Annotated in this window: 18 protein-coding genes and 3 tRNA genes; 9 read left to right on the plus strand and 12 right to left on the minus strand. The window is 58.1% G+C overall.

Translation table 11 applies throughout. The features are described from left to right. Positions 1-86: 86 nt before the first annotated feature. A tRNA-Tyr gene (locus tag ACR0AW_RS13535) sits at positions 87-170 on the minus strand. A 116-nt stretch (positions 171-286) separates the two neighbouring features. Here ACR0AW_RS13535 and rlmB point away from each other — a divergent pair. From rlmB to ACR0AW_RS13560, 5 genes are all read left to right on the plus strand, one after another. Beyond that, positions 287-1,060 (plus strand): 23S rRNA (guanosine(2251)-2'-O)-methyltransferase RlmB, encoded by a 774-nt coding sequence (gene rlmB, locus ACR0AW_RS13540; protein ID WP_170732930.1) that lies wholly within the window; start codon positions 287-289, stop codon positions 1,058-1,060. Positions 1,061-1,072: 12 nt separating this feature from the next. Then, positions 1,073-1,348: a hypothetical protein gene (locus ACR0AW_RS13545; RefSeq protein WP_255612144.1), complete on the plus strand. Its 276-nt coding sequence runs from the start codon at positions 1,073-1,075 to the stop codon at positions 1,346-1,348. Between the two features lie 175 nt (positions 1,349-1,523). Then, complete coding sequence (locus ACR0AW_RS13550) at positions 1,524-1,895, plus strand: YHS domain-containing (seleno)protein (protein WP_170735482.1); 372 nt, start codon at positions 1,524-1,526, stop codon at positions 1,893-1,895. Between the two features lie 291 nt (positions 1,896-2,186). Beyond that, positions 2,187-2,657, plus strand: coding sequence for a CoA-binding protein (locus ACR0AW_RS13555; protein ID WP_170732928.1), 471 nt, complete (start codon positions 2,187-2,189; stop codon positions 2,655-2,657). 120 nt (positions 2,658-2,777) lie between these two features. Next, positions 2,778-3,194 (plus strand): VOC family protein, encoded by a 417-nt coding sequence (locus ACR0AW_RS13560; protein WP_170392087.1) that lies wholly within the window; start codon positions 2,778-2,780, stop codon positions 3,192-3,194. 53 nt (positions 3,195-3,247) lie between these two features. On the opposite strand, the gene ACR0AW_RS13565 is transcribed toward ACR0AW_RS13560, so the two are convergent. The 3 genes from ACR0AW_RS13565 to hisF all read right to left on the minus strand — a co-directional run bounded on the left by ACR0AW_RS13565 (position 3,248) and on the right by hisF (position 4,941). Continuing rightward, entirely contained in the window at positions 3,248-3,796 is a 549-nt protein-coding gene (locus tag ACR0AW_RS13565; protein WP_170732927.1) for a hypothetical protein, read from the minus strand. A gap of 69 nt (positions 3,797-3,865) precedes the next feature. After that, positions 3,866-4,183, minus strand: a complete 318-nt coding sequence (locus ACR0AW_RS13570; RefSeq protein WP_170732926.1) for a phosphoribosyl-ATP diphosphatase — start codon at positions 4,181-4,183, stop codon at positions 3,866-3,868. Beyond that, positions 4,180-4,941 (minus strand): imidazole glycerol phosphate synthase subunit HisF, encoded by a 762-nt coding sequence (gene hisF, locus ACR0AW_RS13575; RefSeq protein WP_170732925.1) that lies wholly within the window; start codon positions 4,939-4,941, stop codon positions 4,180-4,182. The genes ACR0AW_RS13570 and hisF overlap by 4 nt, the downstream gene beginning before the upstream one ends. 120 nt (positions 4,942-5,061) lie before the next feature. Here hisF and ACR0AW_RS13580 point away from each other — a divergent pair, with 120 nt between their 5' ends. Continuing rightward, positions 5,062-5,508 (plus strand): DUF302 domain-containing protein, encoded by a 447-nt coding sequence (locus ACR0AW_RS13580; protein WP_480439179.1) that lies wholly within the window; start codon positions 5,062-5,064, stop codon positions 5,506-5,508. Position 5,509: 1 nt separating this feature from the next. Here ACR0AW_RS13580 and hisA read toward each other — a convergent pair whose 3' ends face one another. Next, positions 5,510-6,229 (minus strand): 1-(5-phosphoribosyl)-5-[(5-phosphoribosylamino)methylideneamino]imidazole-4-carboxamide isomerase, encoded by a 720-nt coding sequence (hisA, locus tag ACR0AW_RS13585; RefSeq protein ID WP_170392079.1) that lies wholly within the window; start codon positions 6,227-6,229, stop codon positions 5,510-5,512. A gap of 134 nt (positions 6,230-6,363) precedes the next feature. Here hisA and ACR0AW_RS13590 point away from each other — a divergent pair, with 134 nt between their 5' ends. After that, the gene (locus ACR0AW_RS13590) at positions 6,364-6,765 is read left to right on the plus strand and encodes a DUF2147 domain-containing protein (protein WP_170392077.1); all 402 of its coding nucleotides are present in this window, start codon (positions 6,364-6,366) and stop codon (positions 6,763-6,765) included. A 3-nt stretch (positions 6,766-6,768) separates the two neighbouring features. Here ACR0AW_RS13590 and hisH read toward each other — a convergent pair whose 3' ends face one another. Beyond that, positions 6,769-7,407 (minus strand): imidazole glycerol phosphate synthase subunit HisH, encoded by a 639-nt coding sequence (gene hisH, locus ACR0AW_RS13595; protein WP_170732924.1) that lies wholly within the window; start codon positions 7,405-7,407, stop codon positions 6,769-6,771. Then, positions 7,408-7,995 carry an imidazoleglycerol-phosphate dehydratase HisB gene (hisB, locus tag ACR0AW_RS13600; RefSeq protein WP_170563807.1) on the minus strand — a complete coding sequence of 196 codons (588 nt, stop codon included), beginning with the start codon at positions 7,993-7,995 and terminating at the stop codon, positions 7,408-7,410. 154 nt (positions 7,996-8,149) lie between these two features. Here hisB and ACR0AW_RS13605 point away from each other — a divergent pair, with 154 nt between their 5' ends. Continuing rightward, positions 8,150-8,389: an Lrp/AsnC family transcriptional regulator gene (locus ACR0AW_RS13605; protein WP_170325761.1), complete on the plus strand. Its 240-nt coding sequence runs from the start codon at positions 8,150-8,152 to the stop codon at positions 8,387-8,389. On the opposite strand, the gene ACR0AW_RS13610 is transcribed toward ACR0AW_RS13605, so the two are convergent. From ACR0AW_RS13610 to ACR0AW_RS13620, 3 genes are all read right to left on the minus strand, one after another. Next, positions 8,386-9,252, minus strand: a complete 867-nt coding sequence (locus ACR0AW_RS13610; protein WP_170594744.1) for a GNAT family N-acetyltransferase — start codon at positions 9,250-9,252, stop codon at positions 8,386-8,388. The two genes, ACR0AW_RS13605 and ACR0AW_RS13610, sit on opposite strands and share 4 nt — an antisense overlap. A gap of 85 nt (positions 9,253-9,337) precedes the next feature. After that, positions 9,338-9,412, minus strand: a tRNA-Gly gene (locus ACR0AW_RS13615). A 33-nt stretch (positions 9,413-9,445) separates the two neighbouring features. Further along, positions 9,446-9,520, minus strand: a tRNA-Gly gene (locus ACR0AW_RS13620). 119 nt (positions 9,521-9,639) lie between these two features. Here ACR0AW_RS13620 and ACR0AW_RS13625 point away from each other — a divergent pair. Next, positions 9,640-9,822 carry a hypothetical protein gene (locus ACR0AW_RS13625; protein ID WP_170512283.1) on the plus strand — a complete coding sequence of 61 codons (183 nt, stop codon included), beginning with the start codon at positions 9,640-9,642 and terminating at the stop codon, positions 9,820-9,822. Positions 9,823-9,828: 6 nt separating this feature from the next. Here the strand turns inward: ACR0AW_RS13625 and ACR0AW_RS13630 are convergent, their stop codons facing one another. After that, the gene (locus tag ACR0AW_RS13630) at positions 9,829-10,212 is read right to left on the minus strand and encodes an MAPEG family protein (RefSeq protein ID WP_170392069.1); all 384 of its coding nucleotides are present in this window, start codon (positions 10,210-10,212) and stop codon (positions 9,829-9,831) included. A gap of 71 nt (positions 10,213-10,283) precedes the next feature. Further along, the gene (locus tag ACR0AW_RS13635; protein ID WP_170732923.1) at positions 10,284-13,721 is read right to left on the minus strand and encodes a pyruvate carboxylase; all 3,438 of its coding nucleotides are present in this window, start codon (positions 13,719-13,721) and stop codon (positions 10,284-10,286) included. Positions 13,722-13,954 lie beyond the last annotated feature (233 nt).

Below are 13,954 nucleotides of genomic sequence, written 5' to 3' on the forward strand. Positions count from 1 at the left end.
CGCCGGGACCATGGAAGTTGACATCGAACGTTGCTATCACCCAGATATCGGCCCGAACGAATGGCTCAATTTTTTCGGTGAGTAAGTGGTGGGCGACCCTGGAATCGAACCAGGCGTGCGTCTCCGCGAGGGAGTTACAGTCCCCTGCCACACCTTGCGGCCTGTCGCCCACTGCCAGGCGTTGCACCTGACGTGGAGGCGTGATTACTAGCGCGTCTAAAGGGCGTCAACAGGAAAATACCGCTTTGACGCAGGAAACCGAATTCCCGGCCCGGAGGCCCGTATCATGAAGAAACCAAAGTGGGTCGTTGTGAAGGAACAGGCGCGCAAAGCGGCTGCGGCAGAAACCGTCTGGCTGTTCGGTCTACACGCCGTGCGCGACGCGCTGATGAACCCGAAACGGCAGAAGCTGCGCCTGATTGTGACGCGCAATGCCCGCGACAAACTGCTGGAAGCTATTGAATTTGCGGAGATTGTACCCGAGATGGTTGATCCGCGAAAATTCACCGCACCGATTGATCCGGGATCGGTTCATCAGGGCGCGGCACTTGAGGTCAAGCCGCTGGAATGGGGTGGGCTTGCCGAGAATTGTATTGGGCAGGAAAACCCACGTGTGCTGCTGCTGGACCGGGTGACAGACCCACACAACGTCGGGGCGATTCTACGCTCGGCAGAAGTGCTGGGCGCCAGCGCCGTCATTGGCACCCGCCACCATTCAGCGCCCGAGACCGGCGCTTTGGCAAAAACTGCCAGCGGCGCGTTGGAACGACAACCCTATCTACGCGTGCGCAATTTGGCCGATACGATCATCGAGCTGCAGAACATGGGGTATTTAGTCCTGGGTCTGGATGGTGAGGCCGAACAGACGATAGAAGCCACGCTGGGCGACAAGCGTGATCGCCCGGTGGCGCTGGTGCTGGGGGCTGAGGGGCCCGGGTTGCGTCAGAAAACCAAGGAAACCGTCGATCATTTGGTAAAAATTGACGCGGCGGGGGGATTTGGTTCTCTAAACGTCTCAAATGCCGCGGCTATCGCACTATATGCATCCAAACCCAGATGACAGGAGGCCCCCATATCCACTCCACATAAAATTGCCACCTGCTGCTATTGCGGAACCCGTGCCGCATTGGTTCTTCGGGGAAAGCAACAGCACGAGCTGAGTTGCGCAAGCTGCGGCGCACCCCTGCATAATCTCAAGATGGTGCCGAAAGCCAAACTGGCAGATCGGCCGATCAAAAGTTACCAGCCGGCACAGAAGCACAAAAAATACAAAAAGAAGAAAAAGCGGGGCCTGTTCTCAAAGGTGTTGGACGAAGCCTGGGACGTGATCGAAGACGTTTTCGATTAACAACCGCACGCCAGTTCACATCGGCGTCATGGGGGTTTCAGATACGGTTTGAAATATGCATCTTGAAGCCCTCTAACCGCAATCCAGTGAATCACCTATGTTGTCTCGACGTTCCTTCTTGATCAGTCTCTTTTGTACCCCGTTTGCCTCTGTCGTCGGTGCGCAGGAAATGCCGATGTTCTACGTGGACGATGGGATGGCGGTCTCAGGCTATGATGCGGTTTCTTATTTCAAGGCTGGAGCACCAGAGTTGGGTCAGCCCGACATAGCGCTGATGTGGAAGGGTGCGATTTGGCGGTTTGCGTCAGAGGAAAATCGCGATCGATTTGAACGCAATCCGCGCGCCTATGCCCCGCAGTTTGGTGGTTACTGCGCCTATGCGATGGCGAAAGGCCTGCTAAGCAGTACCGATCCCAAGGCATGGCAGATTGTGGATGGGCGGTTATATCTGACCCACTCGGAAGCGATCGAACGTATCTGGGAACGCGATGTCACCAATTACATCCGCGAGGCCGAGGGGCATTGGCCTGCGGTTCTTTACCAATAAAACCTATTGCTCTTGGCTTAAGATCGGCGCGCGGCTTATGTAACGAGCCGTTCTGACCATGATCGCCGAAGGAAATGCGCACGGTCCCATTCGGCGGCATTCCGCCTTTTGTGATGTGTCATCACAAAAATGCGCGCGACCTCTTTTTTTTAGAAAACTCATGCTTAAATGTCACAGTGACCGCGGAATGGAACTGCCGCGGGTCATTTCACTGTCCCTCGTTCCAACAACTGGCGCTCAGGAGTTTCCTGGGCGCTTTTTTCTTTGCATGCGCTTGCTTATGGTGTGCTCATGAATGACTACTCCGACGATGTTCTGACCCAAATCCTTAGGCGCACCAAAGTGGTTGCGGTGGTTGGGGTTTCAATGAACCCGGTGCGGCCCAGCTATTACGTGGCGCGTTATCTGTCGCTCAAGGGATATCGGGTGATTCCGGTCAATCCGGGCCATGCAGGCAAGATGCTGTTTGGCCAGACCGTGCAGGCTTCGCTGTCCGATATTCCCGAGCCCGTCGATATGGTTGACATCTTTCGCCGCTCCGAGGCCGTGCCACCCATTGTCGACGAGGCGCTGGATGCGTTTCCCGACTTGCGCACCATCTGGATGCAGATCGGAGTTGAACATGCCGAGGTCGCTGCTAAAGCGCAGGCCCGCGATATCGACGTAGTCATGAACCGCTGCCCCAAGATCGAATATCAGCGCTTGTTTGGCGAATTGCGTATGGGTGGGTTTGCGACTGGAGTGATTTCGTCCAAGCTGTGACGGCCCTGACGTTTGTGTCTACGTCCCGGCCTGAATTGAACAGAAATGGTGCATTTGTTGAGGGGGAGGTCCAATTGACCTATACCCATTCAGCAAACCAATAAGACAGGACCATGCGGAATGATTGCTTATGTGACTGTTGGTGTTGACGATATCACGCGTGCCGAGCGGTTTTATTCGGCGTTCCTGCCCGCCCTTGGTTATGCGTTGGAGCGGTATCACGGAGACTTGAGCTATGCGCTGCCAGTGCCGCCGGGGCAATCCCCGGTTCAGCCCGAGTTCTATGTAAAATCACCCTTTGATGGAGGCGCGGCTTCGGCTGGCAACGGGTCCATGGTGGCGTTTGAGGCGCGCACCCAACAGCAGGTTCGCGACCTTCACGCCGCTGCGCTTGCCGCAGGCGGGTCTGACGAAGGCCAGCCGGGCTTTCGCGCCTCGTATGGTCCGAATTTCTATGTCGGCTATCTGCGCGATCCTCAGGGCAACAAAATCGCGCTGTTTTCCAGCAATCCAAACGAGCCGGGGCGCGACGGGTAACGCTTTCGTCGGGTCGCTATGGCGCTTCGATCACTGCCCGCAGAAGCTCAGTCTCACGGGCTGGATGTTTGTTCCTGTCGCCGCTTTTCCAGAACCACTTCGCGTGGAACCCACTCGTAACGGGTGTCCTCAACCAGGGGCGACCAGAATAGCACTCCGCCATAGCGCCAGGGATCCAAGACAACGCCTTCGTACATGCTCTCTCCCTTGCGGCTGATAATGGCAGTGCTGTGGTCGATGCGGAACGGGTTATCCGCGTTGGCGATGGCGCGGTGCATTTCCAGAGTGCGGAACTGCTCCTGATCCAGTCGCCGCTCAATATCTTCAGCCCAGTGCCAGCACAGACCACGCGGACGCAGACCCTTGTTGACCTTGGCGTTGTGGACAAGCGGAGGGTCGGTGATCTCGTATTCCTGCGCCAGTTGCGCAGTATAGGCATAGGCGATGCGGGCGGCGCGGGTGGCCTCTTCCGGGTCGATATCGGGGCCGAGGCTTTGGATTTCAGCCGCCAGCCGCTGGACCTCATCTCCGGAAGACGGGGGAGGGGTGGCACAGGCGGCGAGGGTGGCAAGCGCTGCCGCGAACACCAAAGCTCTGATCATCTGCGCGTCCTTTGCCTCAATGCACCCGAAGCCGCAGTATAGCGGGCCGGGTCATCGCACGAAACCCGCTTAGTCTTTTGGTCGGGATGCCTTTTCCGTGATGCCGCTGGTGCCCTGTCGACGGGCCAGTTCGCCGAGCACATCATCCAGCGCAACATCGCGCGCAGCCAGCATCACTAGCAGGTGATAAAGCACATCAGCCGCCTCGGAGGTCAGTTTTCCCCTGTCCCCTTTGGCGGCTTCGATGATTGCTTCAATGGCTTCTTCGCCGAATTTCTCGGCACATTTCTCGGGACCTTTGGCCAACAGCTTGGCGGTCCAGCTGCTGTCAGGATCAGTACCCTTGCGCGCCTCAATCGTGGCGGCAAGATCGTGCAGAATGCTCATGTCAGCCTCATCGGAATGCCAGCGGCGGCCATATGCTCCTTGGCCTCCTGGATGGTGTATTCGCCGAAATGGAAGATCGAGGCTGCGAGAACGGCGCTGGCCCCACCATTAGTCACACCTTCGACCAGATGATCCAGATTGCCCACGCCGCCGCTCGCGATGACCGGCACTTCCACCGCGTCACTGATCGCTCGGGTCAGGGGCAGGTTGAACCCGGCCTTGGTACCATCACGGTCCATTGAGGTCAGCAGGATTTCCCCCGCGCCCTTGGCAACAACGGTTTTAGCAAATTCAACCGCGTCAATGCCTGTTGGTTTGCGCCCGCCATGAGTAAATATCTCCCACTTGCCGGGGCAGACGGTCTTGGCGTCAATGGCGCAGACAATGCACTGGCTGCCGAACTGGTCCGCAGCCTCGGCAATCACATCCGGATTCGCGACGGCGGCCGAGTTAAAGCTGACCTTATCAGCCCCCGCCAGCAACAGGGCCCGCACGTCATCTTTGGTGCGCACGCCACCACCTACAGTCAGAGGCACAAAGCACTGCTCTGCCGTGCGTTGGACCACATCGAACATCGTGCCGCGGTTCTCATGCGTCGCATGGATGTCCAGAAAGCAGATCTCATCCGCTCCGGCGGCGTCGTATGCCTTGGCCGATTCCACGGGGTCACCAGCATCGCGTAGGCCAACGAATTTCACACCTTTGACCACACGGCCATCGGCGACATCCAAACAGGGAATGATGCGGGTTTTCAGCATGGGCTTTCCTTTGCTCGGGGCACCTGTACCGGCAAAGCCCCGCCGATGCCAGACTTGTGATTGTGATCTGTCGCGAAGCCATGGAAATTAGGGGTGAAATTTATGAAAAGGATTACGCAGATGCGACAACTTCTTTTGGCTTCAATTCTCACATTCGGAGGCGCTCTGTCCGCCATGGCTGACGACATCATCAAAGTGGAAACCAACAAATCCGTGGCCGAGGCGCTGGACGCGCTGGAAGCCGCCGTGGGTAATGCGGGCGCCACCGTGTTTGCCCGCGTGGATCACGCGGCGGGGGCGGAAAAGGTCGGAACGCCGATCCCGGCCAATCAGGTGCTGATTTTCGGCAACCCGGCTCTGGGCACTCCCGCCATGCAGATCGACCCGCGCGCGGGGCTGTTCTTGCCGCTGAAGGTGCAGGCCTACGAAGACGCAAATGGACAGGTCTGGCTGGCTTATGAAGACCCGAAAGAGACGATGGACGAGCTCGACGAGGTCGAGAAATCCCCTGTCATTGAAAAGATGCGCGGTGCTCTGGCGAAACTGACTGCCGCAGCTGCTCAATAACTCAGTTCAGGGCGCGAATGGCCTCTTTCAGGTCAATCGCGCCATCATAGAGCGCGCGGCCAGAGATCGCGCCGTTCAACTCGACGCCACAATCGCGCAGGGCGATCAGGTCGTCCAGTGAGCTGACGCCGCCCGAGGCAATCACCGGAATCGAAACCGCCTGCGCGAGCGCCGCCGTGGCTTCGATATTCGGACCCTGCATCACACCGTCGCGGTTGATGTCTGTATATATGATCGCTGCCACGCCAGCGTCCTCGAAACTGTGCGCCAGATCGGTGACCTGTACGTCGGTCTCTTCGGCCCAGCCCTTGGTGGCAACCATGCCGTTTCGTGCATCTATACCGACGGCTACCTTGCCCGGGAAGGCTTTGGCAGCTTCGCGCACCAGATCTGGGTTTTCGACTGCAACGGTGCCCAGAATCACCCGCGCCAGACCTTTTTCGATCCAGGTCTCGATTGTGGCCATGTCCCGGATACCACCACCCAGCTGAGCGGGCACATCACAGGCTTTCAGAATTGCCTCAACGGGTGCCGCATTAACAGGCTCCCCGGCAAAAGCACCGTTCAGATCAACCAGATGCAGCCACTCGCAACCAGCCTCGACAAAGGCGCGGGCCTGCGCAGCAGGGTCTTCGTTAAAGACCGTCGCCTTATCCATTTCACCACGCAGCAGGCGCACGGCGTTGCCGTCTTTCAGATCGATGGCGGGGTAGAGGATCATGTCGGGCGGCCCTATATCACTGTTACACGCGCGGGATATCGCACAGGCAGGGCAGGGGCGCAACGCGACGCTAAGTCATTCTTGCCCGGTGCCGAACGGCAGGTCAGACTGACCGGAAAGACAGGGAGATAACCATGAAGACATATTCTCTTGCAGCGGTCTTCGCTGCGATGGCCACCACCGCCTTTGCTGCCGATCCGGTAGACGGGCTGTGGAAGACCGCTCCGGGCGATACGGGCGGCTATTTGCATGTGTCGATTTCGGAATGTGGCAGCGCCATCTGCGGAACTATCGACAGCGCATTTGATGCCCAAGGCAACCAACAGCTGGAGTACGAAAACCTTGGCAAGCAAATCATCTGGGACATGATCCCCGAGGGTGACGGCAGCTATGACGACGGCAAAATCTGGGCCCCGGATCGCGACAAAACCTATAGTTCGAAAATGACACTGGACAGCCAGAACAAACTGACCGTTAAGGGATGTGCCGTTGGGGGTCTGGTCTGCCGGGGTCAGGTCTGGACACGGGTTCAGTAAATCTCAGGGCTTCCAGGTCAGGAAATTGCCGATCATCCGCAGGCCAACGTCTTGGCTTTTCTCAGGGTGAAACTGCATCCCAACCATAGTGTCGCGGCCAATCACGGCCGTGACCTCTTGCCCGTAGCCCACATAGGCCAACCGTTGCGCCGGATCCGTCACCCGGAAGTGGTAGGAGTGCACAAAATAGGCATGATCGCCTGATTTTATCCTGTCAAAGACCGGATGGTCGCTTTCCAGAATCAGATCGTTCCAGCCCATATGTGGTACCTTGAGCGCGCTGTCCGAGGGTTCAATCTTCACAACATCACCGGCAACCCAGCCGAGACCATCGGTCGCGGAGTATTCATGACCCTTGGTCGCCATCAGCTGCATTCCGACGCAGATGCCCAGAAACGGGCGGCCTTTCTGCTCAACGGCTTCAACCATAGAGTCATAGATGCCTTTGTGGCCGCGCAACTCGGCGGCGCATGCCGGGAAAGCGCCATCACCGGGCAGAACCAATCGATCAGCCCGCGCGACAACATCTGCATCCGATGTCACGACGACCTCGCCCGCATCCAGTTCGCGGGCCATCCGTTGAAACGCCTTCTCCGCCGAGTGCAGGTTACCGCTCTCGTAGTCAATGATGGCTGTCAGCATCTACAGCGCGCCCTTAGTCGAGGGAATCGCATCCGCCTTGCGTGGGTCGGTTTCGACCGCATCGCGCAAAGCACGGGCAACGGCCTTAAAGGCGGCCTCGGCAATGTGGTGGCTGTTGAAACCATGCAACTGATCGATATGCAGGGTGATCCCGCCATGGGTGCTGAGCGCCTGAAAGAACTCGCGCACCAGCTCGGTGTCGAATGTGCCAATCTTTTGCGTCGGTAGATCCACGTTCCAGATCAAGAACGGACGGCTCGAGAGATCCAGCGCACAACGCACCTGTGCGTCATCCATCGGCAGGTGGCATTCTCCGTACCGACGAATACCTTTTTTATCCCCTAGCGCCTGCGTCAGTGCCTGACCCAGCGCAATCCCGGTGTCTTCGACCGTGTGGTGGTCGTCGATGTGGTAATCACCCTTGGCACGGATCGTCATGTTGATCAGCGAATGCCGCGCCAATTGATCCAGCATGTGGTCAAAGAACCCGACGCCGGTCTGGTTGTCATACTGGCCGGTGCCGTCCAGATTGACCTCGACCGAAATCTCGGTTTCGGCGGTCTGACGGCTGATCTTAGCGCTGCGCATGGGCGAATTCCTTTTGCTACAGGCGCGCTTATAGACCCGGATGGGCGACCTATCCAGACCGCTTTAAGCCTTCGTCGCAAACTGTTGCAGGGGATTGCACCCGGACGCGGCCCGTGCCAGCCTGCGGGCAACACGAACCAACAAGGCCCGGCCCATGTCCACCTGCGTTTTCATCCAGATCCGTTGTAAACCCGGCACCACTTACAAAGTCGCCGAAGAGATCGCGCTGCGTGAAATCCATTCCGAATTGTATTCCACAAGCGGCGAATACGACCTGCTGCTGAAGCTCTACATCCCCGAAACCGAGGATGTGGGCCATTTCATCAACGAAAACCTGCTGGTGATTCCCAATATCGAACGCTCGCTGACCACGATGACGTTCAAGGCGTTCTAACCCAGTTCAAACGTCGTGATGCCATATATCCGGTCAAGGTCGATGTCCGGCGCGTGACTGGAATACATACGCCCCGTTTCAAATACCTTGGTCAGCCCCAACTGTTTGGCCAATTCCATGGCTTGTGCGTTTGGATTAGGCTTGTCGATGAATACCTCGGCCTTTGCCTGATCGGCGGGTAGCGTCGTCAGAAGGGAAACCAAAAGCGCCTGCGCGATTTGTGGATTGTCGGCAAACAGAGGCCCGACCTTGTACCCGCTCAGGCAGCGTCGCAACGTTGCATAGCCTTTGATCCGCCCATTTTCCTCAAACACCCGCGAAACGTGGCTGGGTGCCTCCAACCAGCCGCGCAAGAACGTGTCGCGCGCGGCGGGGAACAGGCCTCGGTCATACGACTTTAGATCATCGGTTAGTGCGTTGATTGGACGAACCCGAGTGTCCTCCACGCGACCCAGGGCATCCAGGATGCCGCCGACGGTGCCCGCGAATCGATAATTGTCATACGCCAGTTCAAAACCGAATTTCCGATAGTTGTCCTGCTGTTCGACCACACCATCCATGCCCATGTTACGATCCTGGCAATGTGCCTTGACCGCTTCGGCGACCTGCAATCCGTATCCCGAGCCGCGAAACTCGGGACGCACGATGTAGAAGCCAAGAAATGCGTAGGCATCATCGTAGTTCACGGCGGATGCGGACGCGATCATCTGGCCGTCCAGGAAACCGCCCTTGAACCCTTCGGGGTCCGAACTGCGAAAACAGACCGCGTCGTGCAGCCCGGGGTTCCAGCCTTCCTGACCCGCCCAATCAACGGCGGTTTGAAGTTCATCTGCTGTTAAGGCGCGAATGACGTAATCGGGCATATCCGCATCTCCGTCGTAATTTCATGTGCAGCAAAGATGCCGCAGCAATCGCGAAAGAACCAGCATGTTCGGAGAGTTTGGTATCTGGAGCGGGCGAGGCGATTCGAACGCCCGACCCTAACCTTGGCAAGGTTATGCTCTACCCCTGAGCTACGCCCGCATCAGATACTTATATGGTCCGTAGACCTCTCAATGGAGCGGGCGAGGCGATTCGAACGCCCGACCCTAACCTTGGCAAGGTTATGCTCTACCCCTGAGCTACGCCCGCGCCGTTGAGTGAGGAGGGATGTATAAATTCCCACACGAGGCTGCAAGCGGAAAAACACAAAAAACAGCAAAAAATCTTTCGACGGAAATTCGGGGCTGCGGTGTTCAAGAGATATAGCAATGAACGAAATAAGGGATTGGGCAGAGGAAATGAAAGATATTGCAGACATTAAAATGGCGGCATTGGCGGCGCTGATTGTTCTTACCACCGTGATCTACAGTCAGAGCGATGAAACACTGGCAGAGGCGCAGCCTAGCCTCCCGCATGCTCCTTTGATCGAGACGCAGGTTTTGACGGGCTAAACGTTCTCATACAGCCAGAACAAGATTCGCCATGGCCGCCAGCAATATGGCCGTAAAGGTCAGACCCATTCCGATCTGGCGCAGGATGATGATCTGTGGGGTCTTGCCAAAACCATAAGCGTGCAGAAGCCTGCCCGCCAAAAGTAACATCCCCAACAGGTTCACAAGCCAGCCGCCAGCATCTTGCAGTTCGACCATGGCGATAAGCAGCAAAGCAAAGGGAGCGTATTCTGCGCAGTTCGCATGCGTTCGCATTGCCTTGATCATGGCTTTGTCGCCATGATCCCCGACCGATATTTTGCCCGCCCGGCGTTGCCGAATGACATTCACGCTGAGTGCGACGTACAGAAATGCGATCAACGCGGCGTAGATCGGGGTGATGGTCAGCATGCGGCCTCCTGATGTTGAAAGGGCCGCCCGGTTCCCCGAACGGCCCTTATTAGCTTAGAAGGCTAAACCGGTTATTCCAGTTCGACCAGCAGATCCTTGGCGTCGATTTGACCTCCAGGCTGGACGTGAACGGCCTTGACCACCGCGTCGCGCTCGGCGTGGATACCTGTTTCCATCTTCATCGCTTCGATGGTCAGCAGTAGATCGCCTTCTTTGACTTCTTGACCTGTGACAGCGGCAACAGTTGCAACGACACCCGGCATTGGCGCGCCGATATGGTTGGGGTTACCAACTTCGGCCTTTGGCCGCTGAGCGGTTGATGCTTTCACCAAACGGTTCGGCACGCGGATCACGCGGGGCTGACCGTTGAGTTCGAAGAACACGCGAACCTCGCCATTCTCGTCCGTCTCGCCGATGGCCTGACAGCGAATCTCCAGCGTCTTGCCGGGATCGATCTCGGCGGTGATCTCCTCGCCCGGCTCCATGCCGTAAAAGAAGGTACGCGTGGGGAGGGTACGGACCGGGCCATAGGTGCGGTGACGGCCCATATAGTCGAGGAACACCTTGGGATACATCAGATATCCATTCAGGTCCTCGTCATCGATCTCTTTGCCCTCAAGCTGTTTGGACAAATCGGCGCGGGTGGCCTCGAGATCGACCGCTTCGACATGCTTGCCGGGGCGTTCGGTGTTGGGGGCCTCGTCCTTCAGGACCTTCTGGATGATTGTATCGGGGAACCCGCCCGGAGGCTGACCCAGATTGCCGCGCATCATGTCCACCACCGAGTCGGGGAAGGCGACATCAGTGTTCGGGTCTTCGACCTGCGCACGGGTCATGTTCTGGCTGACCATCATCAGCGCCATGTCACCGACCACCTTGGACGACGGCGTCACCTTGACGATATCGCCGAACATCTGGTTCACGTCCGCATACATCTGAGCGACCTCATGCCAGCGCTCTTCCAGCCCAAGCGAACGCGCCTGTGCCTTGAGGTTGGTAAACTGACCACCAGGCATTTCGTGCAGATATACCTCGGAGGCCGGGGCCTGCAGGCTGGACTCGAAGGCCGCGTACTGGCCGCGCACTGCCTCGAAGTAATCGCTGATTTCACGGATGGCTTTGATGTCTAGTCCGGTGTCACGCTCGGTATGGCGCAACGCCTCGACCACGGTGCCGAGCGTTGCCTGAGAGGTGTTGCCGCTGAAGCTGTCCATCGCGCAATCCACCGCGTCCACGCCGGCCTCGGAGGCGGCCAGAATGGTGGCGCTTGCAATGCCAGCGGTGTCGTGCGTGTGGAAATGGATCGGCAGCCCGACCTCTTCCTTCAGCGCCCGGATCAGGATCTTGGCGGAGGCCGGTTTCAGAAGCCCCGCCATATCCTTTAAGCCCAGCACATGTGCGCCCGCGTCACGCAGTTCCTTGGCCATACCGACATAGTATTTGAGGTCATACTTGGCGCGGTCCGGGTCCAGAATATCGCCGGTATAGCAAACAGTGCCTTCACAGATCTTGTTGTTTTCGATCACCGCGTCCATGGCGACGCGCATGTTCTCGACCCAGTTCAGCGAGTCGAACACGCGGAACACGTCGACACCCTTGGCCGCCTGACGCACAAACTCCTGCACCACGTTGTCGGGATAGTTGGTATAGCCAACCCCGTTCGCCCCGCGCAGCAGCATCTGGGTCATCAGGTTCGGCATAGCCTCACGCAGATCACGCAGGCGCTGCCAAGGGCATTCCTGCAGGAAGCGATAGGCGACATCGAAGGTTGCACCGCCCCAGCATTCGACGCTGAATAGCTGCGGCAAGTTCGCAGCATAGCTGGGTGCTACTTTGATCATATCGATCGAGCGCATCCGGGTTGCCAGCAGCGACTGGTGCCCGTCGCGCATGGTGGTGTCGGTGATCAGCAGCTGACGCTGCGCCTTCATCCAGTCAGCCACCGCCTGCGGGCCTTTTTGTTCCAGCAGGTTGCGGGTGCCCATCTGCGGTTCGGCCTTGGGCGCGGGGGGCCTGGCCTCTTTCAGGTCGGGGCGCGGCATCGGGCGATCCTTGGTTTCGGGATGCCCGTTCACAGTGATGTCGGCGATATAGTTCAGAACCTTGGTACCCCGGTCGCGGCGCTTCTTGAACTGGAACAGGTCCGGTGTCTCATCGATGAACTTGGTGGTGTATTCATTCGACAGGAAAGTCGGGTGCTTTAGCAGGTTTTCGACAAATGCGATGTTGGTGGAAACACCGCGCACACGGAATTCCCGCAGCGCACGGTCCATCCGCGCAATCGCCTTTTCTGGCGTTGGGGCCCAAGCGGTCACCTTGGTCAGCAGAGAGTCATAATACCGCGTGATCACCCCGCCTGCATAAGCGGTGCCGCCATCCAGGCGGATGCCCATGCCGGTGGCCGAGCGATAGGCGGTGATGCGGCCATAGTCGGGGATGAAGTTGTTTAGTGGGTCCTCGGTGGTCACGCGGGTCTGCAGCGCGTGGCCGTTCAGGCGAATGTCGGACTGCGTGGCCTTGCCGGTGGCCTCGGTCAGGGTCTTGCCCTCGGCGATCAGGATCTGAGCCTGCACGATGTCGATGCCGGTGACTTCCTCGGTTACGGTGTGTTCCACCTGCACGCGCGGGTTCACTTCGATGAAGTAGAACCTGCCGGTGTTCATATCCATCAGGAACTCGACGGTGCCTGCGCATTCATAGTTCACATGGGCGCAGATACGGCGGCCCAGCTCGCAGATTTCGGCGCGCTGTTCTTCAGTCAGGTACGGGGCAGGCGCGCGTTCCACGACCTTCTGGTTGCGGCGCTGGACCGAACAATCGCGTTCATAGAGGTGGTAGATCTCACCATGCTTGTCGCCCAGAATCTGCACTTCGACGTGACGGGCGCGGGTGATCATCTTTTCCAGATAACCCTCGCCATTGCCGAACGCCGCCTCGGCCTCGCGGCGGCCTTCCAGAACCTTTTCCTCCAGCTCATCCTCGGACAGGATCGGGCGCATACCACGGCCACCGCCGCCCCAAGACGCTTTCAGCATCAGCGGATAGCCGATCTCGGCTGCCTCGGCCTTGATGGCTGCCATGTCGTCGCCCAACACCTCGGTCGCCGGGATAACCGGAACGTCGGCGGCAATCGCCACTTTCCGGGCGCTGGCCTTGTCGCCAAGCGCGCGCATGGTCTCGGCCTTGGGTCCGATAAAGGTGATGCCGTTCTGAACGCAGGCATCCACGAAATCCGGGTTTTCGGAAAGCAAACCGTAACCAGGGTGGATCGCATCCGCGCCGCTTTCTTTGGCCACCCGGATGATCTCGTCAATCGACAGATACGCCGCAACCGGTCCCAGATCTGCGCCAATGCGATAGGCCTCATCCGCCTTGAACCGGTGCAGGCCCAACTTGTCCTCCTCGGCGAAGACCGCGACGGTGCGCTTGCCCATCTCGTTGGCTGCCCGCATCACACGGATGGCAATCTCGCCGCGATTGGCAATCAGGATTTTCTTGAAGTCTGTCATTTCAGGTCCCGGTCTTAATGGCTGTGGCCTTGTGCATAGGCGGACAATACGGCCACGTACATATGTAGTTCTGGGTAGAACCGGCATGTTAACGCTCGCAAACGCCGCCCTTTTGCGCAAACTTATTGCACATGCTGCATTGCGGCATCAATCCCCCGTGGGAAAGAGTAAATAATGTCCGTTTCCCCGAATATCTTCGCTGCGCCCTTTGGAGGGATGATTCTATTTGATTT

Source organism: Ruegeria sp. C5 (genome assembly GCF_056537605.1).

What these genes read in the sequence shown, in the direction of transcription:
- rlmB (WP_170732930.1), top strand. Translation starts at nt 287, where the DNA reads ATGAAGAAACCAAAGTGGGTCGTTGTGAAGGAACAGGCGCGCAAAGCG.
- ACR0AW_RS13550 (WP_170735482.1), top strand. Translation starts at nt 1,524, where the DNA reads ATGTTCTACGTGGACGATGGGATGGCGGTCTCAGGCTATGATGCGGTT.
- ACR0AW_RS13555 (WP_170732928.1), top strand. Translation starts at nt 2,187, where the DNA reads ATGAATGACTACTCCGACGATGTTCTGACCCAAATCCTTAGGCGCACC.
- ACR0AW_RS13560 (WP_170392087.1), top strand. Translation starts at nt 2,778, where the DNA reads ATGATTGCTTATGTGACTGTTGGTGTTGACGATATCACGCGTGCCGAG.
- ACR0AW_RS13565 (WP_170732927.1), bottom strand. Translation starts at nt 3,796, where the DNA reads ATGATCAGAGCTTTGGTGTTCGCGGCAGCGCTTGCCACCCTCGCCGCC.
- ACR0AW_RS13570 (WP_170732926.1), bottom strand. Translation starts at nt 4,183, where the DNA reads ATGAGCATTCTGCACGATCTTGCCGCCACGATTGAGGCGCGCAAGGGT.
- hisF (WP_170732925.1), bottom strand. Translation starts at nt 4,941, where the DNA reads ATGCTGAAAACCCGCATCATTCCCTGTTTGGATGTCGCCGATGGCCGT.
- ACR0AW_RS13580 (WP_480439179.1), top strand. Translation starts at nt 5,062, where the DNA reads ATGCGACAACTTCTTTTGGCTTCAATTCTCACATTCGGAGGCGCTCTG.
- hisA (WP_170392079.1), bottom strand. Translation starts at nt 6,229, where the DNA reads ATGATCCTCTACCCCGCCATCGATCTGAAAGACGGCAACGCCGTGCGC.
- ACR0AW_RS13590 (WP_170392077.1), top strand. Translation starts at nt 6,364, where the DNA reads ATGAAGACATATTCTCTTGCAGCGGTCTTCGCTGCGATGGCCACCACC.
- hisH (WP_170732924.1), bottom strand. Translation starts at nt 7,407, where the DNA reads ATGCTGACAGCCATCATTGACTACGAGAGCGGTAACCTGCACTCGGCG.
- hisB (WP_170563807.1), bottom strand. Translation starts at nt 7,995, where the DNA reads ATGCGCAGCGCTAAGATCAGCCGTCAGACCGCCGAAACCGAGATTTCG.
- ACR0AW_RS13605 (WP_170325761.1), top strand. Translation starts at nt 8,150, where the DNA reads ATGTCCACCTGCGTTTTCATCCAGATCCGTTGTAAACCCGGCACCACT.
- ACR0AW_RS13610 (WP_170594744.1), bottom strand. Translation starts at nt 9,252, where the DNA reads ATGCCCGATTACGTCATTCGCGCCTTAACAGCAGATGAACTTCAAACC.
- ACR0AW_RS13625 (WP_170512283.1), top strand. Translation starts at nt 9,640, where the DNA reads ATGAACGAAATAAGGGATTGGGCAGAGGAAATGAAAGATATTGCAGAC.
- ACR0AW_RS13630 (WP_170392069.1), bottom strand. Translation starts at nt 10,212, where the DNA reads ATGCTGACCATCACCCCGATCTACGCCGCGTTGATCGCATTTCTGTAC.
- ACR0AW_RS13635 (WP_170732923.1), bottom strand. Translation starts at nt 13,721, where the DNA reads ATGACAGACTTCAAGAAAATCCTGATTGCCAATCGCGGCGAGATTGCC.